Origin of the sequence: Idiomarina sp. OT37-5b, from assembly GCF_002968395.1 — a bacterium.
Classification (GTDB): Bacteria; Pseudomonadota; Gammaproteobacteria; order Enterobacterales; family Alteromonadaceae; genus Idiomarina; species Idiomarina aquatica.
This window is the reverse complement of the sequence record NZ_CP027188.1, coordinates 1,005,268-1,030,626: the sequence shown is the minus strand read 5'-3', so window position 1 is coordinate 1,030,626 and position 25,359 is coordinate 1,005,268. Positions and strand designations below refer to the sequence as shown.

The window sequence follows — 25,359 nt, the reverse complement described above, 5'->3', positions numbered from 1 at the left end:
CACGAATGCCAATTGACTATTACAAGCAGAAGATAACCGAAGCCTTTGACAACCGTGATGCCATCAACGTCAATACCGATGACGATGATCTCCGTGAAGCGGTGCGATACATTATCGATAAAATTGACCGCGGAGAACTGCGCGTTGCTGAGAAAGTATCCGGTGAATGGGTTGTTCATCAGTGGCTGAAAAAAGCCGTACTGTTGTCGTTCCGTTTAAACGACAACTACCTGATGGAAGGTGGCGAAACCCGTTTCTGGGACAAAGTTCCGGCCAAATTTGCCGATTACGACAGCGCCCGTTTCCGCGCCGAAGGTATGCGCGTAGTACCGCCGGCGATGGTTCGTAAAGGTGCCTACATTGGCCGTAACGTGGTGGTGATGCCATCGTATGTAAATATTGGCGCTTATGTTGGTGAAGGCTCAATGGTCGACACCTGGGCTACGGTTGGCTCTTGTGCACAAATTGGCAAGAACGTGCATTTGTCCGGCGGCGTCGGCATCGGAGGTGTACTCGAGCCGTTGCAGGCTAACCCAACCATCATTGAAGACAACTGCTTCATCGGCGCGCGCTCAGAAATCGTTGAAGGGGTTATCGTTGAAGAAGGTGCGGTCATTTCAATGGGCGTTTACATCGGTCAAAGTACCCGTATTTATGATCGTGAAAACAATAAAATCCTATACGGTCGTGTACCTGCAGGCGCCGTTGTTGTGCCAGGTTCACTGCCCTCTGCGGATGGTTCTCACAGCCTTTACGCGGCCATTATTGTTAAGCGCGTTGATGCCAAAACACGCGCTAAAGTGGGCATCAACGCCCTCCTTCGCAGCGCGGAATAATCCCCCGGCGGCGAAACCGAGTGAAAGAGGCTCCCGCCTCTTTCCTCTTCTTTGCTTGTCCCCACAAAATGGCATAGGTTACTTTTCTATTTTTCGTTAAGGTCTATAGTTAACGAAACCGTTACCAAACCATTCGGGGTCGTTCTATGTTGTCACGTCTGTTTTTCCTCACTGTTTTTGTGATGCTATCGTTTAGCGTAACAGCAACAGCTCAGCAACAACGTTTCGATAGTGCCGAAGCCACCGACCCGAATAAGTTAAAATGGATGCAAGGCTTTCCGCCTCCTGCTGATAAAATTATTACTCACCCGGAATCTGATTTCTTTAGTTTTCCCAAACTCCGTTGGACCGTCTGTCATATTCGTGAATTACTTCCGACAACCCCCGTTAGCCGAGGGCTTTCAGCTCCTGCCTCATTACCTGAAAAGCTGGACTCAGAAATTGACAATATCACTTTCAAACGCCTCGATAATCATCGTGAACTGACCTGGAAGCAATCGTTAACGGAGAACTATACCGATGGTATTCTCATTCTGCACAAGGGCGTGATTGTTTACGAGGAATACGCCGGTTGCCTTAACGAGGAACGTAAACATGCCGCTATGTCCATGACCAAATCGTTAACCGGACTATTGGCCGAAATATTAGTCGCGGAGGGCACCCTCAACGCGCAGGCGACCGTTGCTTCCATTGTCCCGGAGCTCGCTGAATCGGCTTTTGCTGACGCAACGGTACGGCAAGTCATGGATATGACAACCGGACTGGATTACAGCGAAAATTACGAGGATCCCAATGCCGACATTTGGATCTACTCCGCGGCATCCAACCCGTTACCCAAACCCGATACTTATACAGGGCCAGTGGGCTACTACGAATATTTGCAAACCGTCAAAAAGGCGGGCGAACATGGCAAGGCATTTGGCTACAAGACCATTAACAGCGATGTGTTGGGGTGGATCATTGCACGTGTTTCCGGTTCTTCTGTCGCGCAATTGCTGTCAGCAAAAATTTGGAAGAATATCGGAGCAGAACAAGATGCCTACATGACCATCGACAGCAAGGGCACACCCTTTGCCGGTGGTGGCCTGAGTGCCGGTTTACGGGATATGGCTCGAGTCGGCCAATTGATGCTAAATGAAGGGACGTTGAATAACGAAAGGCTTTTTCCACAATCCGTTGTTGAACAAATCCGTAAAGGTGGTGATAAAGCCGCGTTCAGTCAAGCCAATTACCGTTATTTAGAGGGCGCAAGCTACCGCAGTATGTGGTGGGTTTTACACAATAAACACCAGGCATTCGCTGCTCGTGGGGTTCATGGACAAACCATTTATGTTGACCCCACGGCAGATATGGTGATTGTGCGTTTTGCTTCCCACCCGCTGGCAAAGAATACGCATACAGACCCAACCTCACTGCCAGCTTACCAAGCCGTAGCAGAGTACTTGTTGAGTTGTTGTGGGAAACACCAAGCTAACGCCGACGCGCACTAAGGTAGTGGTGACAGGCTCCGGCAATATGCAAGGCTATGATGCCCATAAACACAACCGCCAGTAGGCCATGAAGCTCGCGAAAAACGGCAAACTGTTGAATATCCGTCAGCTTCGCTGCCGGCAACCGGAATGCCACGAACACGTCAACCGGACGTGCCGCCGCATATTGCATCAACAGGCCCGTTAGCGGCATCAGAAACATCAACGCATAGAGCAACCTATGTACCGTTTTAGCAACGGCTGATTGATAGCGGTTTTGCGGTTCGCTTGGCGTTGGAAGTTTCAGCCTCAACCGGTTAACGGTTCGCACCACAATCAGCAACGCCGCTACCAGACCAAAACTTTTATGCATATTCAGCAGCGTCAGTTGCCACGGCTCCAGTGACCGAACCATAAGCAGACCAGCACACAACATTGACATCATTAAGGCAGCCATTGACCAATGTAATAAACGCATCGAATATGGGTAACGACTAGTCATTTTTTGCGCCCTCCCCACCGGCCGTTAACCGTTCCCATGCGCGACGCCGATAGGATTCCGCATAAGCCGCTGAGCGCGCCCGCAGGATAGGATCTCGTGTGGGCTCAATGCCATCGGGCAACACCAACGGGTCAAAGTTGATGACATGACAATGACCACTCGATTGCGGTTGCCAAGCGCTAATCTCCAACTCACCAACGACCACCCGTTGACGGTTATCCGGCCATTGTTTGGCCGGATTATTTTCATCGTCACCCGCGCCGGCAAAGGTGAACACCCAGTCAAACACCACCGTTTGCTGCGCTAACCGTTGTTGCAGCTCATCGTGCAGTGCGTCCTTATGCTGAGCCTGGGTTACCGGCTTGTTAGCACGTGGCTCGAATGACCAGCGAACCGCCCGCCGTTGACCGCTCTCATCAACCAGATAAAACGCATTGATGCTGTGATATTGCTCAGTCGCAAAGCTTGCGGTTGGCTGATAGCGAGCTTTCCAGGCCAAAAAGTCAGCACTCTCGGGATGCGCTCTGAAAAACGCCGTTATGGCCTCGGGTCCAGCTTTTAGCGCCTGTAACTGTTGATAAAAGCTCTGTGGATCCGATACTGCGGTTACCGGTGGTGTGTTCATGGCAAGTCGCCATTGCTGACTCGCACTGCTGACAAAACTTAATGCCAGACTTCGTACCGGTGCTTTCAGATCCGGTGCCGTCGGATTGTTACCGGCAATCGAAAAGCGCCCCGTAAAGGGAGTGGCGCCCGGTTTAAAAATGGTGGCTCGGCTGAATGCCGCCAAGCGGCCATTTGACACGAACTCACCTGTGACACAGATTCCCTTTGCATGCGCTCGACGAAATCCAGCGTAAACCCGTTCGCCCTGTTGTAAATCAACGAACTGCTGTGCAGTCACCTTATCAACCTTCTGCGCAAGCGCTGTCAGCGACACCGTCAGCGGCACTATCAACATCGCAATTAACCGTTTTTTCATTGCAGCCTGTTTTCCTTGAGTTTTTCGTTTCAGTTAATTATCTTGAATTAAAGATAATACCTTGTTTATTGACATAATGGTTCACCTAAACGATGCAAAATTTAGAAAAAATAAAACAACAGTGGGCGAAAGAGTGGCCTGAGCTAGATACTTCAACCATGATGTTGATTGGCCGGCTGCAACTGGTCCACAAACAAATGACAACGCGAATGAACCAGACTTTTCGACGTTTCGGACTCACCGATGCGGGTTTTGATGTCATCGCGACATTACGGCGGTCAGGTCCTCCGTATAAACTAACCGCAGGTCAGTTACTGGAGCAAATGCTGGTTACCTCAGGCAGTATGACCAGTCGTTTGGGCAGGCTTGAGAAACAGGGCTGGGTTTGTCGCTTAACGGATGAACACGACAAACGCGTGGTTTGGGTTCAATTAACACCATCGGCGCTGGCGATGAGCGACGACATCATCCTCGCTCACGTGGAAACGCAAAAGCAATTATTAGCCCACGTTCATTGCGACGACAGACGGCAACTGACCGAGCTTTTAGCGCGATACTTCGACGCGCCTCCGGAAGACGGCGCTAACACGACCCCGGACTTGACGTGACAGCTGCCGCGGAGATGGCCGGCATGATGGCGGCCATCATTACCGCAGCCTCGATGGCAGCAACCGCTTGCTTCGCCGCTTTTGAAACCACTTCGCCATTTTCTAATTGTTTGAGACGCTTTTTACGCTGCTTCAGCTCATCTTTTGTGAACACTTGTGGCAGTAATTTCGCGCTGTTTGCCAGTGCCACCAGAATTGCAATGTTGGGTTCGACATCGTCATGATCGGCCAGCACGGCGGCCCGCATTTGTTGACGTAACTGCTGTTCCGGTTGCGGATTAAGTTCAGGATAGACCTGACGCTCAAACAGCCACAATACTTTTTCTTTTTCCGCTGCCACGATACCGTCAGCCGCCAGCTTCTGTGCGACTTTATGTTTAAGGTGTTTAATTCTGCCCAGTTTTTGCACCCAATGCTTTAGGTTCAGTGGCCGCTTTGCCTGCGCTATCATCGTTAACGCTTCGTCCAGTAACGCGTCACCGGTGGTACTATCATCAACCACCGCCACTTTTTCCTTATTATCGACATCAACCTTAATGCGCTCGAGCATCAACAGCTCTGCGGTCAGTGCGCCGGCCGTTGCGTATTCGACAAAGACACCGTTCATTGTGCCTCGCTCCTCACACAGAGCGAGTAACATAATGGCTTCGTATAATGTTAACTGGTCAGGCATACTCAACTCCTTAATGCAGCTATTGCTCTAGCGAGAGTCTTACTTTATCCACAATGTTAACGCTAGCCTACCGATAAAAACTATTTTCTTAAACACTACGTATCATCAATAACTTCAAACAGTAGGAAAATAGTATGTTTGGCTTGTTTAAATCCAACCCCACCAAAAAAATGCGTAAAGAACTTCAACAGCTCCAACAAAAAGCAATGGAAATGCAACGCAATGGCAATATTCGTGACAGTTCTCACATCAGCCAACAAGCGGATGAGCTATGGCAAAAAATTCAACGTATCGAAAATAAACGCTGACACCTTGCCGAGCGAAAATTTCGGCAAGCTACTATTGTTGTTTATTTCAAGACTTCTGTGTGAATAACGTCACCCTGTGCATTGCTGACTTGAATCAGACCACTGTCATCGGAAATAAAAATAGCGGTCTCTTTACTCTGCTTTGAAACAATAACCCGGTCGGCTGGAATTTCATTATCCCGTCCAACCCTGAAAACTTCGACAGTGCAAGGGAAGTGTCCCTTGCACCACTGCTTATCAACAATCCGCTGTTGCCGATCCAAGCGCGCCCATTCAGGCCGATTCGACTGATAGCTCGTCCTCGGCCAAACCACATTGACGTCATAGGTATCAGGCTTCAGCGACCACAGTTCGCCGTCACTATCGGTTAGTACAAAGGGGTGTTCAAATGAATGGTTTTCCGCCAGCCAGGTGTAGGTCTCGGACTCAAATTGGGCTTCACTCTTTTGCGCAATATCCGTTTGGTTGATTGTTAACGGATCGCTATTTAAGCTTGCTTTTATATAGTGTGCCAGCCACGCACTTTCATCAATATGACTGTAGCCAACATGAATAACCACTTTGGCTTCTGGTTCTTGGTTAAACACTTTGTCACGAAGGTTATTAACAGCCGCTTTTTCACGGGCTTCTGTGTCGCCTGAAACGTCAGAGCCATAATCGTACGAGACAAGTTGAAAACCAAGCCGCTTCGCGTGTAAAACTAAATTGGCAAAAATGGGTTCCGCTGTGTAAAAACCGGTTTTTTCTGAAACGTAACCTTTATGTGACTGCTCCCCGCCCTGCCGGGCGAGGCTTCCAACTTCTCAGGCAGCAACCGGCGCGTGGCCGGATTTACGCAAGCCTCCATTGGCAGGAACCGACAGTCCTTCGGCTCTTAGTTTGATAATACCCTGCTGGCGGATATTGACCGCGGCGTTGATGTCGCGGTCAAGCTCTGCTTTACAAGCAGGGCACGACCAGTTACGCACCGACAACGGCAGGGTGTCTACCTTGTGCCCACAGCAGGAGCAGGTCCTGGAGCTGGCGAACCACTGGTCGATTTTGACCAGATGTTTGCCCTGCTCCTTCGCCTTGTATTCCAGTTTCTGAATCAGGCCGAACCAGCTTGCGTCTGCGATGTGCTTCGCCAATTTCCGGTTCTTCAGCAGGTTCTTCACTTTCAATGTCTCGACCACCACCGCTTGGTTTTCGTCAATGAGTTGTCGGGACAGGTTGTGCTGGAAATCCGCACGTGCATTCGCTAGGCGCTCATGCGCCTTGGCAAGTTTAAGACGTGCTTTCGTACGTCCTTTGCTGCCTTTCCGGCACCGGGACAGGGCCTTTTGCTTGCGTCGCAAGTTAGACTGGGCGCGTTTCAGGAAACGGGGATTCGCCGTCTTGTTACCTTCGGAGTCGATAGCAAGATGGGTGAGCCCCATATCAACGCCCAGCACGGTATCAACGCTATGCAATGGGGCAGGTGTTTGCAAGCCGTCTTCGAGCAACAGCGAGGCATAGTATTTCCCTGTTACCGTGCGCGACAGCGTTACGCTCTTGAGCTTTCTGTCCAGCTCACGGTGGACCCGCGCCTTAATCGGTTTCATCTTCGGCACTTTGATCCAGTTCTCACCAGCACTCACACTCATGCAGTGGTAGCTGGATTGTTTACCGTGTTTGCGCTTGAACTTCGGATAACGGGCGGGAAGCTTCGGGTCAAAAAAGTTCTGGAAGGCTTCATCGAGGTTGATGCACGCTTGCTGGAGTGCAATCGAGTCAAAATCCTTGAGCCAGTGATACTTGCGGGACTTTTTCGCCACCGCCAACAGCGGCTTAAGGTCTTTCTTGGCCTTGAGCTTCAGCCCGTGGCGTTTGTACTGTGAGCTGATGATATGCAGCGCCTTGTTGTACACGAACCGCATAGCACCGAACTGGCGGTTGAGAAATTCCGCCTGTTCAGGTGTCGGGTAGATGCGTACTTTCGTGGCCTTTAACATTTCAGCGCTCATTGATATGATTCAATTATTATATGCCAGTAAGGTCACTCTTCAAGTGAGTATGCATAATAAAGCGTTGCTGTCAGATTACCTCCGAAAACGCCACAGCGTCACCAAGCTGGTTATGCATCTGGTCTTTACCACCAATCGGTTTCATCACGCCGGATACGCATACTCAATACCCACATACCCCGGCAAAGCAAAAGCGCAGCGCTCTGGTCACGCTCTTACTTTGCCTGTAGTGCAGGCGGGGCAACTATTGAAACACTGAGAGAGTATGTGCAGAGTCAGGCTACACCGGACTAGAACCGCTGCGCGGTTCCCGCTTGTATCCCCGCCCGATTGGGCGAGGGTTTACGCGGAGTTTTGCTAACTCATGCTCCGCATTTTCTGATAACGCTTCCAACGCTAAATAGCGATACCCTCGTTGCCAAAGGTCGTCTAATAAACGATGGGTAAAGACTCGATGTTGAGGAACGTGGTGAGCTTCATTAATCATCACGATCTGATACTTCTCTGCCTCATTCGCTAATGCAGAGCGGGCATTGTCAGGCACAAGCGTTTTAACATCCTGCGGTATCGTTTTAGCCGCAAGTCCGCGTTTATCAAATGATGCCAGCGCTTTGTTATACTCCCCCATGAACGAGTACGTCGTGCCAATCTCCTGAAGCAAAGCGTCGTGAACGATTTCATTATCCGAAAATTCATTTAACAGTCGATTTAACACAGAAATCTTTTCAGTGAGCGTTTTATTTTTGGTTTCTTCAGCAACCGTGCGAAAGGCTTTATTCACTTCCTCAAGATAGTCTTTTTCGGATGACTCAACCGCTGTGCTGGTGATACTGATAACGAGCGTAATCGGATAAATCCATTTTTTCATTGTCATTCTCCATGAAATTCAGCGTCGCTTAATAAAGCCCATTGATTCGTAGCCGTTGTTATTAAACTATCAAAATAACTGCGAAATGAAACAAAAGTATCTGAAATAGAAAATGCATCGCTGAACAGCAAGGTGTTGGGGAAGGATTTATTTACGAAAAGGCCCGCAACAGTTCATCGGGTATGTCGATGGATAGATCCAGTGCCTCATTGCTGTGTGGATGCTGAAAACGGATGTGCGTCGCAGCCAGTAACAGTCGGTTACAACCAAACTGGTCGCGGAAAAAGCGATTGTGTCGTCCTTCACCATGACGGCTATCGCCAATGATGGGATGGCGAATGTGCGACATGTGGCGACGTAACTGATGTTTACGCCCTGTTTTGGGTTTCAGTTCGACCAGTGAATAGCGGCTGGTATCGTGTTTTTTGCTCACTTTAAAAGGCAGTTCGATACGCTTGAGACAACGGTATTCTGTGATCGCCTGTTGGGCTTCTTTATCCTCGCGGGCATCTTTGTCCGCAATTTTATCGAGCTCTTCTTTTAACGGATAATCGATGATCCCGGCGTCATCAACATAGCCCCGCACCACCGCGTGGTAGGTCTTCTCGACCGCACGTTCAGTCCACTGCTCGTTCACTAACCGTGCCGTGTCACTGTCCAACGCAAACACCAGTAACCCGGACGTCGGGCGATCCAATCGGTGCAGCGGAAATACATGCTGACCGAGTTGATCACGCAGTAATTGCATGGCAAAGACTTTCGCATCAGAGGCAAGGCGGCTTCGATGAACCAATAACCCGGAGGGTTTATCAATCACTACCAGGGACTCGTCCTGGTAGACAATAGGTAACGGCGATGAGTCCACTAGACGTCGTCCTGTAACGGATCGGTACCGCTCAACAAAACATCAAACTCGCGGATCAGTTCGATCAGTTGCTCGTGTTGTTCCAGCTCATTGCGGAAGGTATGTGCGGCCATCGGGCTTACTGCAATTGACGACGGCAATGGTTGCTGACCATCAATTAATGCCCACATTCTTGGAATAAGTACAAACTGCAACCATTGATGGAACTCTAACGTGTCCATAGCAAAGGGCTGTTGGCTTTCGAGTGCTTGTACCGGCGGTTGGTGTGACTGCCACAAACCCAGGCTGTTCAGTTCGCGTTCAATTCGATCGAGCAATCGTGCGGCTCGTTGATACTGCTCCATCGGAGACTCCGTTACCACTTCGTTCAGTAAAACCGATATAATGAGGGCAATAGTGAGTTAAACCTACATAAAATTCAAGTTTTGGAGTTGTTGTGACGCAATCTATCAGTACGCTCGGCGAATTTTTACAAGCGGGAAAAGCGGATTATCAGGTCTTTGATTTAGGACGTTGCCTGCACGAAATTGACCAAACCACCTTTGACCGTATCGAACGTCAGCAACAACCCTACCCTTTTCCGATTCGTCAACAGGCGCAACTGGCGGTGCTGTTTCGACACCGACAACAACCGGATAACGACTACTTGTGGTTTATTCAATTGCCGCTGGATGAGCGAGGCTTATTAAGCAGCGCCGCCCGGGATCATTATCTGGAGTTTGTGCTCAACGCTCTGGGTCACGAAATCACCGGCAGTTTAACCGATGAGCAAGAGCAGCAGCTTAAGCAAAACCCCTATTTGTTCACGCCGAGTGACGTTCAGCGCGCGGCCTTACATGCCCGTATCGCGGTTCAGCGCCGGGCGGCTCCTAGCCTCTATTTTGATGACGCCGAAACCTATTTAGCATCGCAACAGGGGGACTGGCAAAACCTTGGTATGCAGGGTTTACACGATTGTGCAGCACGCCTGGCACAGCTTCCGCAACTCTGCGCCGCCATTGCGTCGCACTTCACCGATTATCCAGCGGCCGTTCGTCAGCAGCTAGCCGCCGCACTGGAGCACCAACCGTTACCGGCTAAGCTCCGTGATGCATTGGTCACGGTTGCCGCTACCAGTACCGCGGAAACACGCTGTGACGCGATGCGAGCTTTAGCCTCTTGTGCCGAACAAGGGCCGGTGATTCAATTGATTCGCAACCAGCTGACGACAACCGCAAGCGAATCGCTGGACGCGGACAGGCTGACCGTAATGGCCGCCCGACTGTGGCCGGCATTAGCTGACCCAACACGGTTAACACGTTATATTCATGCCATCGCCCAATTGCAACCGGTAATGTTCGATGCCTTGTTTCAGGATATTATCAGCTTACCGCAATTACGCCCGTTACTGCTTAGCCTGCTGGCACAGGGACAGCTTAGTAACGACAGTTTGCAGGCACTGAACCGACTAAAACAAAACGTACAGGGATAAGGCATGAGCTTATTGGATGTTCTGCTACTGCTCGGGCTGCTGTTACTCGGCTGGATATTCTGGCAGCACCGACAGCAATCGGAAAGCGCCTACCGACACGCGGCGCACTATTGCAAACAGCAGGGGCTACAATTGTTGGATGTCCGACGTGATCGCACACGCTGGTCCTTTAAGGGCCGTCAGCCGGGGTGGCGGGCGACCTTTAAAATGGGGTTTAGCAGTGACGGTGAAACCCGCTATGAAGGTGATTTGGAGTTACATAATCAACAACTTATCGGCGTCGAATTACCACCGTTTCGTGTGCCCAATCGCGAACCACTGCACTAGTAACGTCATCACGCGAGCTTACGTGGCGTCGCTATCCGTGCTGTTGCGGGCATGAAACAACAAGTCGCCGTTTAACTCGGCGACGTTAATGTTTGCCCGCCGTTGATAACCTCGTTTGAGGAAAAAATCGCGATAGTCGTCGCGCGTTACGTATACGCCAACGCCCTGTGATTCGGGATCTTCCTGCAACAGAGTATCAACCGCTTGCACCAGTAACTGGCCTAATCCGTGTTGTTGATACTGTGGCGCCACCGCAATAAAAGCCAGCATATGATAAGGCACATCCGGCATCGCCTGCTGAATACGACGCTCTTTTTCCAATACCTGCTTGGTACTTAAGAAACCCGCCGTTAACAGCATCGAAATACGCCAGTGCCAGAAACGGTTAGGGCCAAAACTGGCACCCGGCCGGGTCAGACAGGCAACACCGAGCAACGTGTCGCCGTCTCGCACACCAATAATGGGTTGGTCACTTTCCCAAAACGCCGTCAGATCTTCGCGAATCGCCGCCCGCAGGCGCTTATCGTAATCGGCTTTCTCGGCCCGAAAGATGCGTTGAAACAGCGCATCATCGTGATAGGTTTTGAATAACAGCGACGCCGCCGCTTTTAAGTCTTCGGCGGTCAAATACACCAACTCACCAGCGATTGTGTGCGTGTCGACTTGCTCAGTTGTTGCCTGCACCATTGCATCTCTCTTTGGTTGTTATTATTTCACCAACCTAGCGAGATTTTTTGATGCTGTCGAGTGCCAAATCACCCGTTCCGGTTAATTCACCGTTAACAAAAACCAGCGGCGTGCATTCATCACGAGTGGTCATGCCATCAGCATGCGTTCGGTGGGTGCGGTAGTACAACACTTGGTAGTCACTGTCATCGGCTTGCCAGCGATCACTAAAATCCGGAGTGCCCAAGCGCTGTTTAACGTCATTCACCGACAGTTGCATCGGCAGCGCCGCAATACGGTTTCGATTTTCGCGCTCATCGACCTGCCCGTCGTACTCTGCACGACCTTCTTTCCAGTCCGATTCGGTTACAATAACGCAACCCTGCAATAATAAAGACCCTGCCAAAACGGTCGCAAGAACGGGTAATGCTTTCATCGAGTAATTCTCCCAAATTGTTATTTTTGCATTCCAGGGGCGGTTGCAGCGGGTCTGCAACCCTGATTCCCTAAGGTTAATGCAAATGCTGTTCCAAATTTTAATAGCCTGTTTTTAAAGCATTTTTTATTGTCAGCATGAGGCGTTTGTCAAACAATTTGGCGAGTTCCGCGACTTATTGGTCAACACTGCGGTTGGCACAGTTCAAGAAACTCATCCAGCGTCTGTGCGATAACTTCATGTTGCGCTTTACCTATCCACTCAAGCCCAACGACTCCGCTTTGGTTATCAATACTGACCAGTAAGTCATCGGCCTCGTGCGCCAAGCCGATAAATACGGTTTCGGGTTGCTTCAACTTGCGCTTCATCAGAATGTGGCCGGTAATGTTTTGCAACAGCCGTTCCGCATCCTCTGGCCCTTGGGTTTGCAGCAATGACAGACCATGCTGTTGCTGCTGATGAGTAACGATGACGTTCAGGTCGCCGGCAAACCAACGCCCGTAATAGTCTTTCACATGCTTGTGAAAGGTCAGTTCCAGGGCTGTTTCCAGAGCGCTGAAGTCGAGTTCGGGTTGTTGTCGCACCGGTTGCCAGGCGACCTGGTCTTCATCCAGGGGTTGTCGATAGATGGGACTGTTCCATTCGGCAACGTATTCGGTAATCAGGGGATCAACCTGGGTCCGGTAACGTTCGATTAATCTGTCCAGGGCTTCGCTCATCTGGTACTCGCTGTTAAATGGCTTTAAACTACGCGCATTGTATGCGTGGAGTGAACAAATGCCAAACGACAACCCGTTAAAGCACCTTAATCTGGGTCAGACAACCGCTTACCCAACCGAATACGATGCCGGCCAACTTAAAGCCGTGCCCCGTGCGCTGAACCGTGAGCCGATCGGCATCAGGGATGCACAATTGCCTTTTGACGGCGTGGATTATTGGACCGGTTACGAAATTTCCTGGCTTAACGAGCAGGGTCTGCCGCAGGTTGCCGTGGGCTACTTTAGTGTGCCGGCAAGCACGCCCAACCTGATTGAATCTAAGTCCTTTAAGTTGTATTTGAACAGCTTTAACGAATCACGCTTTAGTCATTGGCAACAGGTACAACGTTTGATGCAGCGCGACTTATCGAACTGTGCCGGCGGTGCCGTTGAGGTTGAGCTGCGCGCATTGACCGATGTTACCGGCGAAACCGTCGATGATTTACCCGGTCAGCTCATCGATCATCAGGATATTCGTATCACCCACTACGATTACGATCCCGGCTTATTGCAGGTGGTGTCGACGACGCCGGTGCAACAGCAGTACAAAAGTCATTTATTAAAGTCTAACTGCTTGATCACCAATCAGCCGGATTGGGGCTCGGTTTATATTCACGGCACCGGTCCACAACTGGATACCGCCTCATTGCTCCGCTACCTGGTCAGTTTTCGGCGTCATAATGAGTTTCATGAGCAGTGTGTTGAACGCATTTATCAGGATCTGTTTGCGCTGGGATTTGCACAATTGAGTGTGTACGCACGTTATACGCGCCGCGGTGGGTTAGACATCAACCCGTTCCGCTCCAACTTCGAGCAGGCGCCAGCCGTTAAACGACTGGCGCGACAGTAGTTTTAGTCCGCTGGTGAAGCATTCGGGTGCGGTACACCCAGCCATTGCAGGAACCGCGCCTTTTGTTTTGCCGTTGGTTCTGCAACCGGCGTAATTGAGGCGCCCGTGTGTTGCTGTTCACCGATCACTAAGGTGGTGGTGTGCAATTGATCACGGCGGAAATAAGTGACTTCCACTTCGTCACCCACCTCGTACTCTTTCAGCGCTTCGTCGAAACGTCCGCCGGCGGCACGGAAGCCATCATAGGCGACAATCACATCGCCGGGCGTGAAACCGGCATTCCAGGCGGGACCATTACGCTCAACCCGGGTCAGCTCAATACCCGCGGGCGCGGCGTTACCACTCCAGCCAACCCAAGGGGTTTGTTTATCCGCGGAAGCAAAGCTCAACTCGAGTCCGGCGCTCGCCAGCATATCGGCAAACGGAATTTCTCCGACCGGGCTGTTGATGTTTTGTTGCCACCAGTTCTGCCACGACTGGCCGGTCAAATCCTGCAAAATCGTCAGTACATCCGCTGCCGTAAAACCGACCTCGTCAGCGTCAAAACGCTGATATAACTCGTTGTGCACGTCGCGATAGCTCACCTCGCCATCGGTTGCTTCAAGCAGCGCCATATCCAACTGCCAGGAGACCATCGCGCCCTCTGAATAGATATTGACCGAGAAGTTTTGCGCCCGATCGCCGTATTGATCACTCCAGGCTTCAAACGATGCTTCAGCAACCGACATAACCTCGGTACCTGGCTTACGGTAATGGCTCTCAATATCATCCGCCAGGCGTTCGAAGTACTCATCCGGGGTCATGATATCAGCCACCATCAACAGATGATCCTGAAAGTAACTGGTCGAACCTTCCGCTAACCAAAACAGATCGGTGTAATTTTCTTTTTGATAGTCATAAGGTACCAGTGGTGACGGTCGATACGCCTTCACGTTCCAGGTATGGACAAACTCATGGGAGGCGGTCGACATAAACGACAAGTAATCATCGCGTGAGCCATAACGGTAGCGAGGCCGCTGAATGATGGTCGAGTTGCGGTGTTCTGTCGCACCACCGGCATCGGTCGTCAGGTGTACCATAAACACGTAGCGCTCATAGGGGTAACCGTCCCAAATTTCAGGGCCGGTGGTTACCAGCTTTTTCAAATCTTCCACGGTTTGCTGATGGTCAAGGTTACCCTCTCCCCAAATCACCAACTCGTACTCGCGGCCGTCAACTTCAAATTGGTACAGATCATTAATACCCGTCTCGATTGGGCTATCAACCAGAATGTCCCAGTTATCGGCGACAAAACGATGCTCCGCGGTTTTCTCCATGCCCGACACACTGCGCCAGTCATCGCGAACGTTCAACTCCACCGACACCGGTTGCTGACGATATTCATCGGCATACATAAACACCGCTGACGCATCTAAATACGCATGCGAGTCATCAATATGGCGCGCGCGACGACCCAGTAGGTCAGCGTAGATTTGGTAATCAACGACAACCTCGTCGCCTTTTGCTGTCTCCGGGATTTGAATCCGCCAGGTGCTTTTGTCCACTTTATGCCACTGCAACGGTTCTCCATCGTCGGTCTGCGCCGAAAACTCCCGCACGCCGTTGGCTAAATTGAGAATGCGGTAATAGCCGGTACGCCAGGCCGGCATTTTCACCTCAAGATAGTCTTTATCGGTGGCCGGGAAGGTAATGGATACATCACCGGTATGGTGCGTCGGTTCGGTCAGATCGATGTAGTAATCAACGTCTGCCGCCGCTGGAAAGGTCAGTGCTGCTAATGCACTTGCAATAAGAGTCCGTTTTAACACAAGGGTTCCTCTAGTATTTTTATAATTCCTGTGACAAGGTGCTTATTAGGCTATCACAAAATGGAACGATTCCTGAGTTGATAAGACTAACGCAACAAATCAATAGGTTAACGACATTTCATCATTCTGTTATGGCGTTAGTTCAGCAGAGTCCGTACAATGGTGACCGGTTTTTACCGTTATTACGTTTAACTTTACTACGATGTATTTACTGCTTTAGACAGTACCGCCCAGTAAAAAGTAAGGTCGCATTTTGAATAACCCGAACACAGCCGAAGCGAAAATTGAGCAGCTGAGCAAGCGGTTACAGCAAAGCATTCAGTCCCGCAAGCAGCTCGAAGATAGTTTTCAGCACGACTACAACGTGCTTGCCGAGCTCATTATAAAGCTCACCTACGCCTGTGCCGGCATGGACCACGGTCTTGATAATAAACTGGTTAAGTTACGCGGCTTGTTACAGCGTAATGCCGGTATGGCGGAACTCGAGCAAGCCATCAATGACACCCAAACGGTCATCGAAAAACACACCTTAAACGTGCAGCGGCTGCTCAAACAAACCAGCGAGCAAACTCAGGAAACCGTCGCATTTTTACGCCAACAATCCTTGCAAAAAGCAGGACGGGATAGACTCGCCACCATTGAAAACATGCTCGAGTCGCCCAGCATTGCGGTCACTCATTACATTCCGGTTATGCTGGAACTGCTGCAGTTGTTCACTGCATCGGCACATTCGCTTGCTGATTCGCACACTAAACCGCAACAAAATTCGGCGGAGGTGCCATCAAGGCAGTTGCTTGAGCTGCTCAACCAGGTCGACTTTGACGGTGCAACAGGACAATTGATCCAGCGCACCAAGCTGCAACTGAATCAGGCGTTGGATCAACAACAGTTTATCGAGTTGATGTTGCAGTTAATTCGTCAGATTGTGAAAACCATCAATGATGAGCGTCAATCGGCACAAAGCTTCCTGCTGGAACTGAACCAAACGCTGACGCTGGTGCAGGGAGCGCTGCAAAATACGCTGGCGAGCCGCACCGAATTTCATGACAAAAGCGGCGTCTTGAATCAGCAGTTGCAAGCGGACATGAAGCAGCTCAATGACTCGGTCGAAACCGCAACCCAGTTGGCTGAGCTGAAAGCTCAGGTCAGCGACCATATGCAGTCGATCAATGCGGCGCTGCAACAAAAATTTAGCCTTGAGCGCGACGAGCGCCGTAACTTTGAACGTCAGTACGAAAAGGCCTCATCACGGATTAAAAATTTGGAACGTCAGGTGGAGCAATATAAGCGCCAGTTGGCGGAACAGAAGTTTAAAAGTCTGCAGGATCCGTTAACAAAACTGCCCAATCGCGCCGCCTTTGAAGAACGATTTCAGCTGGAATTCGAGCGCTGGACGCGCTATAAAGAACCACTGTGTATCGCGGTGGCAGATATCGATTTCTTTAAACGTATTAACGACAGTTTTGGCCATGTTGCCGGTGATAAAACCCTGCAGGTGTTGGCCAGTATGCTGCGTAAATCGGTAAAAGCGTCGGATTTCGTCTGTCGTTATGGCGGCGAAGAATTCGTGATTATCTTTCCACAAACCCAGCTTGAGCAGGCCATCGAACGGCTCGAACTGGCGCGCGAGAAAATCAGTAATATTCCGTTTAAATTTAAGAGCGAGGATATTCGCATCACGGTTTCCGTTGGTGTCGCACAATTTAGCCAGGACAGTGACACGGTGGTGACTGTCTTTGAAGCTGCCGATAAGGCACTATATGAAGCCAAGCGGCGTGGTCGAGATCAAATCGTTACAGCGTAATCCAAAACAACGCTGCGACGACGCCCTGGTACAACAGGAGTAAGTCACAAGAATGAGAGCAAGTATTTCTCCGCAGGGCAGTATGTCCCTGCTATCACAATTAGAAATCGAACGACTAAAAGAATCATCCAACAGCCAACTGTACAAGCTATTCCGTAACTGCTGTCTGGCGGTATTAAACGCCGGTAGCCACACCGATAGCAGCGCCGATATTTACGACGCCTACAAAGATTTTCAGGTCAATATTATCCGTAAAGAACGCGGTATTAAGCTGGAACTGATTGAGCCGCCGGAAGAAGCGTTCGTTGATGGCGAAGTGATTGCCGGTATCCGCGAGCTATTAGAGTCGGTGCTGCGTGATATTCTGTTCACCGGTGAACGCTATTCGGAAGCCGAGTTGCAAGCCGCTGACAGCGCCACACTGACGCACGTGGTGTTCGATATTCTCCGTAACGCGCGGACGCTAAAACCCATGCAGGAACCCAACATGGTGGTCTGCTGGGGCGGACATTCGATCAACGAAATCGAGTACAAGTACACCAAGCAAGTGGGTTATCACCTCGGTCTGCGTGGCTTAAATATTTGTACCGGCTGTGGTCCGGGCGCGATGAAAGGGCCAATGAAAGGCGCAACCATTGGTCACGCCAAACAGCGTATCACCAACGGCCGTTACCTGGGCTTAACCGAACCCGGTATTATTGCCGCCGAGCCGCCTAACCCGATTGTCAACGAGCTGGTGATTTTGCCGGACATCGAAAAACGTCTGGAAGCCTTTGTACGATCTGCGCATGGCATCGTTATTTTCCCGGGTGGTGCCGGTACTGCAGAAGAACTGCTGTATCTGCTGGGCATTTTGATGCACCCGGACAATAAGCGCCAAAGCCTGCCGGTTATCCTGACCGGACCGGAATCGTCGCGTGCCTATTTCGATGCGCTCGATGATTTCATTGGTGCCACCATCGGTGACGAAGCCAGAGAACTGTACCGCATCATCATTGATGATCCAGCTGCGGTTGCCCAGCATATGCATGCCGGAATGGCCGCCGTGAAACAGTACCGCCGTGATTCCGGTGATGCGTACTACTTCAACTGGACGCTGAAAATTAACGAAGAGTTCCAGCGTCCATTCTCGCCGACGCACGAGAACGTTGCGTCGCTTAATCTGCATCCGGATCAGCCGAAAGAACGCCTGGCTGCCGACTTGCGTCGCGCCTTCTCAGCCATTGTTGCCGGAAATGTGAAAGATGAAGGCATTCGCCAAATCCGTAAGCACGGTGTGTTCACCATCAATGGCGAACGTTCATTGATGAAACGTCTGGACGAGTTACTTCGTGCATTCGTCGAACAAGGCCGTATGAAATTGCCCGGTTCGGTGTATCATCCGTGTTATAAAGTGATTACGGAATAACACGAGGTTGTAATACCAGCATGCGCAAGATCGTCCTTTTATTGGTCGGCGGTACGCTATCGTATTTGGCCGTGGTCGCTCTCGTACACGTTTTGTACGAGGCCGATCCGGCGGATATGAAATGGCAGGAACGCGAAACCTACAATGCCAAACAAATCGGTCAGCTTGAGTTTGGCATGAGCAAAGACGACGTCATTCGTATGCTGGGTTCGCCCGATATTAACGAAGCAAAAGAGACATCAGCCGGTGCCCATCAAGTGTTGTTTTATCGCACTCACCATGTCACCTCCGACGGTATCACCACGAAAGATGAATGCACGCCGCTGCTGTTTCGGGATAACCAGTTGATCGCCTGGGGTGGTGACGCCTATCAGGATTATCAGGAACTGCAATGAGCCGTTGTGAAGAGCTCATTCGCTCGGCAACAGACGCCCTGCAACATCGGGATCCGGCGAGACTTTATGAGTGGGTTCAACACCTTGACAGTGAATACGGCCGCCACCGTTATCCCGAATTGCTGGTTCATGCACTGCGCACCGAAAAGCTTGAAAACAACCTCGCCATCGCCATTATCAGCGCCGTTGAAGCGCTAAAACTGGCTATCCGCTTACAGTTTCATACCCACTCTCGCCGAGTGTTGGCAGCCGCCTGTCTGTCACGGGCGTTGGCCGATGACCTTGAATACTGGCAGCAGTGCGGGTTAAAACAACCGTTATGGTCAGCGGCTTTTTGCCAGCCACCGCTAACGGATGCGTTTTATTTTACGCAGTGGTGTCTGGCACTGGCACAATGCCAGTGCCAACAACAACGCCAACCGCTGACTGAGCTGTTGTGCGGCTCCGCACGGGCTCGTTACTGGTTGTTTGCGGAGCAGCTCCCGCACAGCCCGACGATCACCACCGGCAGCGTACTGCAACACCAACCAACGCAAGCGCAGGTGGTTATGGTCAGTGCCGATGCCAGTCACTGGTTGGTATTGGACAGTAAACGCCAAACGTTGCGCAAATTACCGCTCAGTCAGCTTTCTCACTGGCAACCGATTGACACTAAAGCAACGCCGCAAAAGTTGCTGGCGCAGCTTGAATATTTACGCGCGCTGAGCCAGCACCTGCCGTCGGTAACCTTTAAAGCACCCAAGCCACTACTTACCGCCATCAAGCGCTATACGTCCGGCACCGGCGCACTGGAACCGGTCATTAATCACATCGCCCAGCGACCGATACTGGCACAAAGTCTGCGCCAGGCGGTCGAGCAACAGCAGTTGCCGGCCAATGATCCGCATCGCATGCAGCTTAAGCACATTTATTTGTGGCTGGGCGGCACCCGCGCTGCCATCATCCTGGCAACGGCCTCGTTGCAACAGCAATTTCTGCAACAGCGGGTGCCCTTGCAGCAATCACTCATGCAACGGTTAAATCTGCTGACCGAACTGCTTACGCATTTAAGTGACCTAACCGGCCATGCTCTGCCTACGCCGCCGTCGCTGTTAACCTTGTTGACCGCGGCCGACTTGTTCCGCGATCCACGCCTATTGCGCTCGGCACGCTGGCCACGACTGCACCAACTGGACTCAGCGGATAAAGAAGCCTGGCTGGGTCCTCAGTCGGCGTCAATGCCGAACAATAAGCAACGCTTATCGCGTCAGTTAATCGCCCGTTGGCAATTGGACAAGCCGCTGGCACCGTTATTACAGCCCGAACAACACACCGCACATCCGCTACCGGCAATGATGACCGTGAGTAACGTGCTGGTGGCACAGACCTTTCACTACCGTCTGCGTCTGTCTGAACCCGCGCAGGAACAGTTTGAAAATGCATTGACCTCACTCAAACTCAGTAGCGATGATGCGCGTCGCGTATTGAGTAAAGCCATCAGCCGTTGTCACCCCTACTCTCCGCTGACCGAGTTTTCGCATTCACAGTAAAAATACCTGCAATTCACTAGTCTAATAGTGCGTTACTGGCCTGTGATTCGCTTCGGTGCTAGACTTTGCGGCACGTTTACCTCCCCCTGTTTTAAAGCTGTAACATGGAATAAGGAACCTATTATGAGCACCAAGATAACGGTTATTCCCGGCGACGGTATTGGCCCGGATATTGTTGAATCTGCCATTCAAATCATGAACAAAGCGGGCTGCGATTTTGAATACGAATACGTTGAAGCCGGCCTAACCGCTCTGGAAAAAACCGGTGAACTGCTGCCGCAAGCAACCTTGGATGCCATTGAGCGCAACGGTATAACGCTTAAAGGTCCACTCACCACTCCAGTCGGTGAAGGCTTCACTTCAATTAACGTCAGCCTGCGCAAGCACTTCGGTTTGTATGCGAACCTGCGTCCGGTTAAGTCCTTCAAAGGCACCCAAGCTCGCTACGACAATATTGACATCATTACCGTCCGTGAAAACACCGAGGGCATGTACTCAGGTCTGGGGCAAAAAGTATCAGACGACGGTTCAGAAGCCGAAGCCATGAGCAAAATCACCCGTGCCGGCGCTGAACGCATCGTCCGTTTTGCCTACGAACTGGCTGAACGTGAAGGCCGTAAGAAAGTCACTGCGGTACACAAAGCCAATATCCTGAAATCAACCTCGGGCTTATTCCTCAAAGTTGCCCGTGAAATCGGCGAAGAGTATCCAAACATCGAATCGGCCGAGATGATCGTTGATGCCGCGTGCATGCGCCTGGTGATGAACCCGGAAGACTTCGACGTTATCGTTACCACCAACCTGTTCGGTGACATTGTCTCCGACCTGTGTGCCGGTCTGGTCGGCGGTTTGGGCATGGCGCCGGGGGCTAACATCGGTGAAAACTGTGCCATCTTTGAAGCCGTACACGGCTCGGCACCCGACATCGCCGGCAAAAACCTGGCAAACCCAAGCTCTGTGATCCTGGCGTCTGTACAAATGCTGGAATATTTAGGCATGTCAGACAAAGCCGACAAGATCGTTAAAGCACTGGCTGACGTCATCGAAAGCGGTGACCGCACCACTCGCGATCTGGGCGGTAGCCACGGTACCACCGACTTCACCCAAGCCGTTATCGAACGCTTATAGGGATTATGTGAAAGGCGTATCCTGCGCGGCCCTGACGTTCTTGTGAGGCCGTCGTGGGGATTGCTCAGTGAGGGTGTCTGCGCCATGGATGGTTGCAGACAAGCCCCCAGGGATGGGTTTACGGCGTCCCTCACTGAGTAACCCCACGACGGCCTCGTAAAAGGGCGTCCGAGCCGCGCGTAGCGCTAGCGCGTTCTTGGCACCCAGCGCAAATGTACGGTAATTTCTTCGCGGTCGTGATAAAGGTGCTTGGCCTGGATTTCGAAGGGTTTGGTACCTTCGGTTTGCAGCTGTTCGGTAATTTGCTGTAAGTATTCTTTGACCGCGGCATAGCGTTGTCGCATTGGCAGTTTTAAATTGAAAATGGCTTCCTGGCAGTATTCATCTAACAACCAGCGGGTCATTAACTCTCCCACCCGAGCCGGTTTTTCCACCATATCGCAGACCAACCAGTTGATGTTGCGCCGTTTTGGACGAAACTTAAAGCCGTCTTCCTTGATGTGCTGAACCTGACCGGTTTCCATCAACGAATCGGCCATCGGACCATTGTCCACCGCCTGCACCATCATCCCGCGACGGACCAACTGATAGGTCCAGCCACCTGGCGCGGCGCCCAAATCCACGGCTCGCATGCCGGCTTGAATGCGTTTGTCGCGTTCTTCTTCCGGCACGAACACCTGAAAGGCTTCATCCAACTTTAGCGTCGAGCGGCTGGGACCGTCCTTAGGCATTCTTAAGCGCAGAATACCACCGGCATAAGGGGTCTGGTTATAGCTGTAGGAGTAGCCGGTCAGTGCGTGCGCTGAATTGACGAACATGACGTGCAGCAACGGGCGTTTGGCCAGCGGTTTGTTACTCAGTAATTCGGCTTTGCGCAGGCTCTGACGCAGCGGTACCGCAAACTTGCGGCAGAACTTCGACAATTGATTGGCTTCGTTGGTGTCGGGGGTTTCTACCCGCAGTTCGCCGGCCAGCCCGAAGCTTTCCTGATGCGGTAACAACGCCTCAAGTACGGCACTGGCGCGGTCTTCGACACCCGCCATTTTTATGGCACTGAGTAGCACAAACATTTCACGCGCAAACACCAGTTCTTTAAGCGCCAGCTTACGGGCAATATGATCGGCCTCTTCGGCCTGACAATGATAGGTGACATAGGCTTGATCCGGCTGCGTCTGGCAATATCCGTAAATACCCAGTTCGGTTGCCTTATCCTGAATTTCCGCCGCACAGTCCCCTTCAAAGCCTGCCCGACACAACAGTATGATGCCACTCATTAACTCACCGCTCCTAATTTAACGGCGCCGATAAGCAACGACACCCATCCGAGAATAAACAACACACCGCCAATTGGGGTGATAGGACCAAACCACTTAACGCCGGTCAACGCCAGCGCGTACAAACTGCCGGAAAATAAAAGCACTCCGGCAATCCACAAATAACCACTCGCCAACAACCAGGGCGAACTGCTTTGCTTAATCCACAACGCCAGCGCCAGTAGCGCCAGCGCGTGGTAAAACTGATAGGTAACGCCGGTTTCAAAGGCGCGAAATAGGTTATCGGCGAGTTTACCGCGCAGTCCGTGCGCGGCGAACGCGCCTAACATCACAGCTACGCCGCCAAACAGCGCCGCAATGATCAAAAATAACTGACTCATGCTAAAAATCCTCCTATTGCATCCGCCGCCTGTTGCCACAGTTTGGGCGTGTCGGCGGCCTTGGCTTTGGTTGCCTGGAAGCCATGATCAGCACCCTGCAACCAGGTCATTTGCCAATTGTCCGGTAATTCAACCGACGCTGGCAACGGCTTACTGAAGGGATCACGAGTGCCTTGCAGAATTAATCCGGGCACCGGACTCAGACTGAGTTCTTCAAGCCGGGAATTTTGCGGCTTTGACGGTGGATGAAACGGAAAGCCTAACGCCACCAGCCGCGTGGCATTAAAGGGTGCGGCCAAACGCAGCATCACCCGACTGCCGAGTGATTTGCCCATCAACACCAAAGGTTTGTGGTCCTGCTGCAGGTGATTCAGTAATTCCGTTACCGCCTCCACCAGCACCGGCATACGATTGGGCGGCCGCGGTTTTCCGCTTACCCGAACCTGTTGCCAATACGGAAAATCAGGACGCACCACTTCGGCGCCCAGGTGTACACAGTAGTCGGCAAAAAAATCCATAAAAGGTGTTTCCGGGCCGCCGCCGGAGCCGTGTAAAAACACCACCCGGAAATCACCCTGAGGGTTTTGCTGTTGGTAATGAATCATTCGCTGAATTCTTGTTCTTCCCGTTCGACCAGCGCCAGTATCCACTGGCGAAAGGTCGCGATTTTACCCACTTCCGCCTGATTGTCACGACAAACCAGGTAAAAGGCTTTATTACGCTGCAATGCCTGCGGAAAAACCCGCACCAGGTGACCGCTGTCAATTTCCGGCTTCGCCAGCACATTATTGGCGAGGGCAACCCCCTGCCCGTGCACCGCAGCCTGTAATGCCAGACTGGAGTGGCTGAACACCGGCCCGTTATCGTTGCGATAACCATTAATACCGACCATCTCAAACCAGTCTTTCCAGGCGTTACGCGTTTCGTCATGCAGCAGCGTTTGCTTTAACAAATCTTCCGGTTCGCGAATACCGGCTTTATCCACCAAGAGCGGCGAGCACACCGGCCACAGGTATTCCTTGTGCAAACGATAACTTTTCACATGTGGCCAACGGCCATCACCATAATAAATGGCGACGTCAACGTCATCGGTCAACGAGCCACTGATCTCGTCCACCGCCTTGATGCGAATATCCATGTCGGGATGTTCTTCACGAAAACTGCTGAGCCGCGGTACGAACCATAAAATAGCAAAGCTGGGCGGCACCGACACGGTTAACGCCCCCCGCTCTGACACCAGCCGCAATTTATCGGTGGCTTGTGCCAGTTGCTCAAAGATATCGCGCAGTTGCAGGTAATAGGCCTGCCCCTCTTCGGTCAGTAACAACGACCGGTTGCGGCGGATGAACAGCTTTAGCTGCAAAAAATCTTCCAACGCTTTCACCTGATGGCTGACCGCCGCTTGAGTGACAAACAACTCTTCCGCGGCTTTGGTAAAACTGAGATGACGCGCAGCAACTTCGAAGGATTTAAGCGCATTCAGAGGGGGCAGTTTGCGCATGGTTAATCCTTATCGTCATTGTTCTTACCGCCAAAGGTACCGGCAAACTGTTCGATCGCGTGCTGGTATTTGTCGCGCGGTAACTGCTCGGATAACAATTGCAGAAAGGAGCGCAGATTATCCATCATTAATGACACTTTTACCCGCTTACCGTCTCGGAAAACCAATTCAAACGCCTGCCACCAGCCGACAAAGTTGACCGCTTCGACGTCTTGCCAGCGATAGCTGCGCGGTTTACCCCAGGCTTGGGTATACTCAATACGTTGTTTGTTCAGCCGAATGACTTTAAAAAAGATTTCCGCGCTCAGCCGGAAGGCAAGTGCAACAACCGCCACACAAATTAGGCTGTTAATCACCACAGAAACGGGTTCGGCGGGGGTCTCAATCAATGCCAGCGCAAGCACAGCAATGGCCAGCCAAATGGCACAGACAGGAACCATTTTAATGATGCCGCGATACCGCATTTGCATAAAAAAAGCGCCTCTGTTAGTTGGTGGTTAAGGACCACACTATAACAGAGACGGCCGC

General features: G+C 51.4%; 29 protein-coding genes and 1 pseudogene. 13 read left to right on the top strand and 17 right to left on the bottom strand.

Going from position 1 to position 25,359, the window contains the following annotated elements; translation table 11 throughout:
- Positions 1-5: 5 nt before the first annotated feature.
- Positions 6-836, top strand: coding sequence for a 2,3,4,5-tetrahydropyridine-2,6-dicarboxylate N-succinyltransferase (gene dapD / locus C5610_RS04730; protein ID WP_105306148.1), 831 nt, complete (start codon positions 6-8; stop codon positions 834-836).
- Positions 837-982: 146 nt separating this feature from the next.
- Positions 983-2,326, top strand: coding sequence for a serine hydrolase domain-containing protein (locus tag C5610_RS04725; RefSeq protein WP_105306147.1), 1,344 nt, complete (start codon positions 983-985; stop codon positions 2,324-2,326).
- Here the strand turns inward: C5610_RS04725 and C5610_RS04720 are convergent.
- Together C5610_RS04720 and C5610_RS04715 are read right to left on the bottom strand one after the other, a co-directional pair.
- The gene (locus C5610_RS04720) at positions 2,307-2,807 is read right to left on the bottom strand and encodes a cytochrome b (RefSeq protein WP_105306146.1); all 501 of its coding nucleotides are present in this window, start codon (positions 2,805-2,807) and stop codon (positions 2,307-2,309) included. The two genes, C5610_RS04725 and C5610_RS04720, sit on opposite strands and share 20 nt — an antisense overlap.
- Complete coding sequence (locus tag C5610_RS04715) at positions 2,800-3,789, bottom strand: catalase family peroxidase (RefSeq protein WP_105306145.1); 990 nt, start codon at positions 3,787-3,789, stop codon at positions 2,800-2,802. Before C5610_RS04715 ends, C5610_RS04720 begins: the two co-directional genes overlap by 8 nt.
- A 92-nt stretch (positions 3,790-3,881) precedes the next feature.
- Between C5610_RS04715 and C5610_RS04710 the strand changes: the two genes are divergently transcribed.
- Positions 3,882-4,397 carry a MarR family winged helix-turn-helix transcriptional regulator gene (locus C5610_RS04710; protein ID WP_105306144.1) on the top strand — a complete coding sequence of 172 codons (516 nt, stop codon included), beginning with the start codon at positions 3,882-3,884 and terminating at the stop codon, positions 4,395-4,397.
- Here the strand turns inward: C5610_RS04710 and C5610_RS04705 are convergent.
- Complete coding sequence (locus C5610_RS04705; RefSeq protein WP_105306143.1) at positions 4,372-5,070, bottom strand: GOLPH3/VPS74 family protein; 699 nt, start codon at positions 5,068-5,070, stop codon at positions 4,372-4,374. The genes C5610_RS04710 and C5610_RS04705 overlap by 26 nt on opposite strands.
- Before the next feature lie 134 nt (positions 5,071-5,204).
- Here C5610_RS04705 and C5610_RS04700 point away from each other — a divergent pair, with 134 nt between their 5' ends.
- Positions 5,205-5,378, top strand: coding sequence for a DUF6435 family protein (locus C5610_RS04700; RefSeq protein ID WP_105306142.1), 174 nt, complete (start codon positions 5,205-5,207; stop codon positions 5,376-5,378).
- 41 nt (positions 5,379-5,419) lie between these two features.
- Here C5610_RS04700 and C5610_RS04695 read toward each other — a convergent pair whose 3' ends face one another.
- Together C5610_RS04695 and C5610_RS04690 are read right to left on the bottom strand one after the other, a co-directional pair.
- On the bottom strand, positions 5,420-5,965 hold the full coding sequence (locus C5610_RS04695; RefSeq protein ID WP_105306141.1) for a hypothetical protein: 546 nt from the start codon (positions 5,963-5,965) through the stop codon (positions 5,420-5,422).
- 216 nt (positions 5,966-6,181) lie between these two features.
- Positions 6,182-7,363: an RNA-guided endonuclease InsQ/TnpB family protein gene (locus tag C5610_RS04690; protein ID WP_222843005.1), complete on the bottom strand. Its 1,182-nt coding sequence runs from the start codon at positions 7,361-7,363 to the stop codon at positions 6,182-6,184.
- Positions 7,364-7,495: 132 nt separating this feature from the next.
- Between C5610_RS04690 and C5610_RS13850 the strand changes: the two are divergent.
- A pseudogene (locus tag C5610_RS13850) lies at positions 7,496-7,657 on the top strand (transposase); the annotation flags it as partial.
- On the opposite strand, the gene C5610_RS04680 reads toward C5610_RS13850, so the two are convergent.
- From C5610_RS04680 to C5610_RS04670, 3 genes are all read right to left on the bottom strand, one after another.
- Positions 7,644-8,231: a hypothetical protein gene (locus tag C5610_RS04680; RefSeq protein WP_105306139.1), complete on the bottom strand. Its 588-nt coding sequence runs from the start codon at positions 8,229-8,231 to the stop codon at positions 7,644-7,646. The pseudogene C5610_RS13850 and the gene C5610_RS04680 sit on opposite strands and share 14 nt — an antisense overlap.
- A 151-nt stretch (positions 8,232-8,382) precedes the next feature.
- On the bottom strand, positions 8,383-9,096 hold the full coding sequence (gene truC / locus C5610_RS04675; protein ID WP_105306138.1) for a tRNA pseudouridine(65) synthase TruC: 714 nt from the start codon (positions 9,094-9,096) through the stop codon (positions 8,383-8,385).
- Positions 9,096-9,440: a YqcC family protein gene (locus C5610_RS04670; protein ID WP_105306137.1), complete on the bottom strand. Its 345-nt coding sequence runs from the start codon at positions 9,438-9,440 to the stop codon at positions 9,096-9,098. The genes truC and C5610_RS04670 overlap by 1 nt, the downstream gene beginning before the upstream one ends.
- Positions 9,441-9,532: 92 nt before the next feature.
- On the opposite strand from C5610_RS04670, the gene C5610_RS04665 reads away from it, so the two are divergent.
- Positions 9,533-10,567, top strand: coding sequence for a DUF3549 family protein (locus C5610_RS04665; protein ID WP_105306136.1), 1,035 nt, complete (start codon positions 9,533-9,535; stop codon positions 10,565-10,567).
- 3 nt (positions 10,568-10,570) lie between these two features.
- The gene (locus C5610_RS04660) at positions 10,571-10,894 is read left to right on the top strand and encodes a DUF3301 domain-containing protein (protein WP_105306135.1); all 324 of its coding nucleotides are present in this window, start codon (positions 10,571-10,573) and stop codon (positions 10,892-10,894) included.
- A gap of 18 nt (positions 10,895-10,912) precedes the next feature.
- On the opposite strand, the gene C5610_RS04655 is transcribed toward C5610_RS04660, so the two are convergent.
- The 3 genes from C5610_RS04655 to syd all read right to left on the bottom strand — a co-directional run bounded on the left by C5610_RS04655 (position 10,913) and on the right by syd (position 12,715).
- A complete protein-coding gene (locus C5610_RS04655) occupies positions 10,913-11,581 on the bottom strand; it encodes a GNAT family N-acetyltransferase (RefSeq protein WP_105306134.1) in 669 nt (222 codons plus the stop codon).
- Positions 11,582-11,615: 34 nt separating this feature from the next.
- Positions 11,616-11,996: a DUF3192 domain-containing protein gene (locus C5610_RS04650; protein WP_105306133.1), complete on the bottom strand. Its 381-nt coding sequence runs from the start codon at positions 11,994-11,996 to the stop codon at positions 11,616-11,618.
- A 182-nt stretch (positions 11,997-12,178) separates the two neighbouring features.
- Positions 12,179-12,715, bottom strand: a complete 537-nt coding sequence (gene syd, locus C5610_RS04645) for a SecY-interacting protein (protein ID WP_105306132.1) — start codon at positions 12,713-12,715, stop codon at positions 12,179-12,181.
- Between the two features lie 58 nt (positions 12,716-12,773).
- Between syd and queF the strand changes: the two genes are divergently transcribed.
- Entirely contained in the window at positions 12,774-13,604 is an 831-nt protein-coding gene (gene queF, locus C5610_RS04640) for an NADPH-dependent 7-cyano-7-deazaguanine reductase QueF (protein WP_105306131.1), read from the top strand.
- A 2-nt stretch (positions 13,605-13,606) separates the two neighbouring features.
- On the opposite strand, the gene C5610_RS04635 is transcribed toward queF, so the two are convergent.
- Complete coding sequence (locus C5610_RS04635; protein WP_105306130.1) at positions 13,607-15,412, bottom strand: M61 family metallopeptidase; 1,806 nt, start codon at positions 15,410-15,412, stop codon at positions 13,607-13,609.
- 253 nt (positions 15,413-15,665) lie between these two features.
- Here C5610_RS04635 and C5610_RS04630 point away from each other — a divergent pair, with 253 nt between their 5' ends.
- The 5 genes from C5610_RS04630 (at position 15,666) to C5610_RS04610 (ending at position 21,676) form a co-directional block, all read left to right on the top strand.
- Positions 15,666-17,216 (top strand): GGDEF domain-containing protein, encoded by a 1,551-nt coding sequence (locus C5610_RS04630; protein WP_105306129.1) that lies wholly within the window; start codon positions 15,666-15,668, stop codon positions 17,214-17,216.
- A gap of 52 nt (positions 17,217-17,268) precedes the next feature.
- Positions 17,269-18,624 carry a nucleotide 5'-monophosphate nucleosidase PpnN gene (gene ppnN / locus C5610_RS04625; protein ID WP_105306128.1) on the top strand — a complete coding sequence of 452 codons (1,356 nt, stop codon included), beginning with the start codon at positions 17,269-17,271 and terminating at the stop codon, positions 18,622-18,624.
- A 20-nt stretch (positions 18,625-18,644) separates the two neighbouring features.
- Positions 18,645-19,019 carry a DUF3192 domain-containing protein gene (locus C5610_RS04620; RefSeq protein ID WP_105306127.1) on the top strand — a complete coding sequence of 125 codons (375 nt, stop codon included), beginning with the start codon at positions 18,645-18,647 and terminating at the stop codon, positions 19,017-19,019.
- Positions 19,016-20,548: a hypothetical protein gene (locus tag C5610_RS04615; RefSeq protein ID WP_105306126.1), complete on the top strand. Its 1,533-nt coding sequence runs from the start codon at positions 19,016-19,018 to the stop codon at positions 20,546-20,548. Before C5610_RS04620 ends, C5610_RS04615 begins: the two co-directional genes overlap by 4 nt.
- 123 nt (positions 20,549-20,671) lie before the next feature.
- Entirely contained in the window at positions 20,672-21,676 is a 1,005-nt protein-coding gene (locus tag C5610_RS04610; protein WP_105306125.1) for an isocitrate dehydrogenase, read from the top strand.
- 185 nt (positions 21,677-21,861) lie between these two features.
- Here C5610_RS04610 and rlmM read toward each other — a convergent pair whose 3' ends face one another.
- The 5 genes from rlmM to C5610_RS04585 are packed head-to-tail and all read right to left on the bottom strand — an operon-like array spanning position 21,862 to position 25,301.
- Positions 21,862-22,950 (bottom strand): 23S rRNA (cytidine(2498)-2'-O)-methyltransferase RlmM, encoded by a 1,089-nt coding sequence (gene rlmM / locus C5610_RS04605; protein ID WP_105306124.1) that lies wholly within the window; start codon positions 22,948-22,950, stop codon positions 21,862-21,864.
- A complete protein-coding gene (locus C5610_RS04600) occupies positions 22,950-23,330 on the bottom strand; it encodes a DUF423 domain-containing protein (RefSeq protein WP_105306123.1) in 381 nt (126 codons plus the stop codon). The genes rlmM and C5610_RS04600 overlap by 1 nt, the downstream gene beginning before the upstream one ends.
- Entirely contained in the window at positions 23,327-23,935 is a 609-nt protein-coding gene (locus C5610_RS04595; protein ID WP_262340038.1) for an alpha/beta fold hydrolase, read from the bottom strand. Before C5610_RS04595 ends, C5610_RS04600 begins: the two co-directional genes overlap by 4 nt.
- Positions 23,932-24,831: a transcriptional regulator GcvA gene (locus C5610_RS04590; protein WP_105306122.1), complete on the bottom strand. Its 900-nt coding sequence runs from the start codon at positions 24,829-24,831 to the stop codon at positions 23,932-23,934. Before C5610_RS04590 ends, C5610_RS04595 begins: the two co-directional genes overlap by 4 nt.
- Positions 24,832-24,833: 2 nt before the next feature.
- Positions 24,834-25,301, bottom strand: a complete 468-nt coding sequence (locus C5610_RS04585; RefSeq protein ID WP_105306121.1) for a hypothetical protein — start codon at positions 25,299-25,301, stop codon at positions 24,834-24,836.
- Positions 25,302-25,359: the final 58 nt, after the last annotated feature.

Bases quoted from the DNA above. Each gene is read 5' to 3' on its own strand.
- dapD (WP_105306148.1), top strand. From the start codon at position 6: ATGCCAATTGACTATTACAAGCAGAAGATAACCGAAGCCTTTGACAAC.
- C5610_RS04725 (WP_105306147.1), top strand. From the start codon at position 983: ATGTTGTCACGTCTGTTTTTCCTCACTGTTTTTGTGATGCTATCGTTT.
- C5610_RS04720 (WP_105306146.1), bottom strand. From the start codon at position 2,807: ATGACTAGTCGTTACCCATATTCGATGCGTTTATTACATTGGTCAATG.
- C5610_RS04715 (WP_105306145.1), bottom strand. From the start codon at position 3,789: ATGAAAAAACGGTTAATTGCGATGTTGATAGTGCCGCTGACGGTGTCG.
- C5610_RS04710 (WP_105306144.1), top strand. From the start codon at position 3,882: ATGCAAAATTTAGAAAAAATAAAACAACAGTGGGCGAAAGAGTGGCCT.
- C5610_RS04705 (WP_105306143.1), bottom strand. From the start codon at position 5,070: ATGCCTGACCAGTTAACATTATACGAAGCCATTATGTTACTCGCTCTG.
- C5610_RS04700 (WP_105306142.1), top strand. From the start codon at position 5,205: ATGTTTGGCTTGTTTAAATCCAACCCCACCAAAAAAATGCGTAAAGAA.
- C5610_RS04690 (WP_222843005.1), bottom strand. From the start codon at position 7,363: ATGAGCGCTGAAATGTTAAAGGCCACGAAAGTACGCATCTACCCGACA.
- C5610_RS04680 (WP_105306139.1), bottom strand. From the start codon at position 8,231: ATGAAAAAATGGATTTATCCGATTACGCTCGTTATCAGTATCACCAGC.
- C5610_RS04670 (WP_105306137.1), bottom strand. From the start codon at position 9,440: ATGGAGCAGTATCAACGAGCCGCACGATTGCTCGATCGAATTGAACGC.
- C5610_RS04660 (WP_105306135.1), top strand. From the start codon at position 10,571: ATGAGCTTATTGGATGTTCTGCTACTGCTCGGGCTGCTGTTACTCGGC.
- C5610_RS04655 (WP_105306134.1), bottom strand. From the start codon at position 11,581: ATGGTGCAGGCAACAACTGAGCAAGTCGACACGCACACAATCGCTGGT.
- C5610_RS04650 (WP_105306133.1), bottom strand. From the start codon at position 11,996: ATGAAAGCATTACCCGTTCTTGCGACCGTTTTGGCAGGGTCTTTATTA.
- syd (WP_105306132.1), bottom strand. From the start codon at position 12,715: ATGAGCGAAGCCCTGGACAGATTAATCGAACGTTACCGGACCCAGGTT.
- queF (WP_105306131.1), top strand. From the start codon at position 12,774: ATGCCAAACGACAACCCGTTAAAGCACCTTAATCTGGGTCAGACAACC.
- ppnN (WP_105306128.1), top strand. From the start codon at position 17,269: ATGAGAGCAAGTATTTCTCCGCAGGGCAGTATGTCCCTGCTATCACAA.
- C5610_RS04620 (WP_105306127.1), top strand. From the start codon at position 18,645: ATGCGCAAGATCGTCCTTTTATTGGTCGGCGGTACGCTATCGTATTTG.
- C5610_RS04615 (WP_105306126.1), top strand. From the start codon at position 19,016: ATGAGCCGTTGTGAAGAGCTCATTCGCTCGGCAACAGACGCCCTGCAA.
- C5610_RS04610 (WP_105306125.1), top strand. From the start codon at position 20,672: ATGAGCACCAAGATAACGGTTATTCCCGGCGACGGTATTGGCCCGGAT.
- rlmM (WP_105306124.1), bottom strand. From the start codon at position 22,950: ATGAGTGGCATCATACTGTTGTGTCGGGCAGGCTTTGAAGGGGACTGT.
- C5610_RS04600 (WP_105306123.1), bottom strand. From the start codon at position 23,330: ATGAGTCAGTTATTTTTGATCATTGCGGCGCTGTTTGGCGGCGTAGCT.
- C5610_RS04595 (WP_262340038.1), bottom strand. From the start codon at position 23,935: ATGATTCATTACCAACAGCAAAACCCTCAGGGTGATTTCCGGGTGGTG.
- C5610_RS04590 (WP_105306122.1), bottom strand. From the start codon at position 24,831: ATGCGCAAACTGCCCCCTCTGAATGCGCTTAAATCCTTCGAAGTTGCT.
- C5610_RS04585 (WP_105306121.1), bottom strand. From the start codon at position 25,301: ATGCAAATGCGGTATCGCGGCATCATTAAAATGGTTCCTGTCTGTGCC.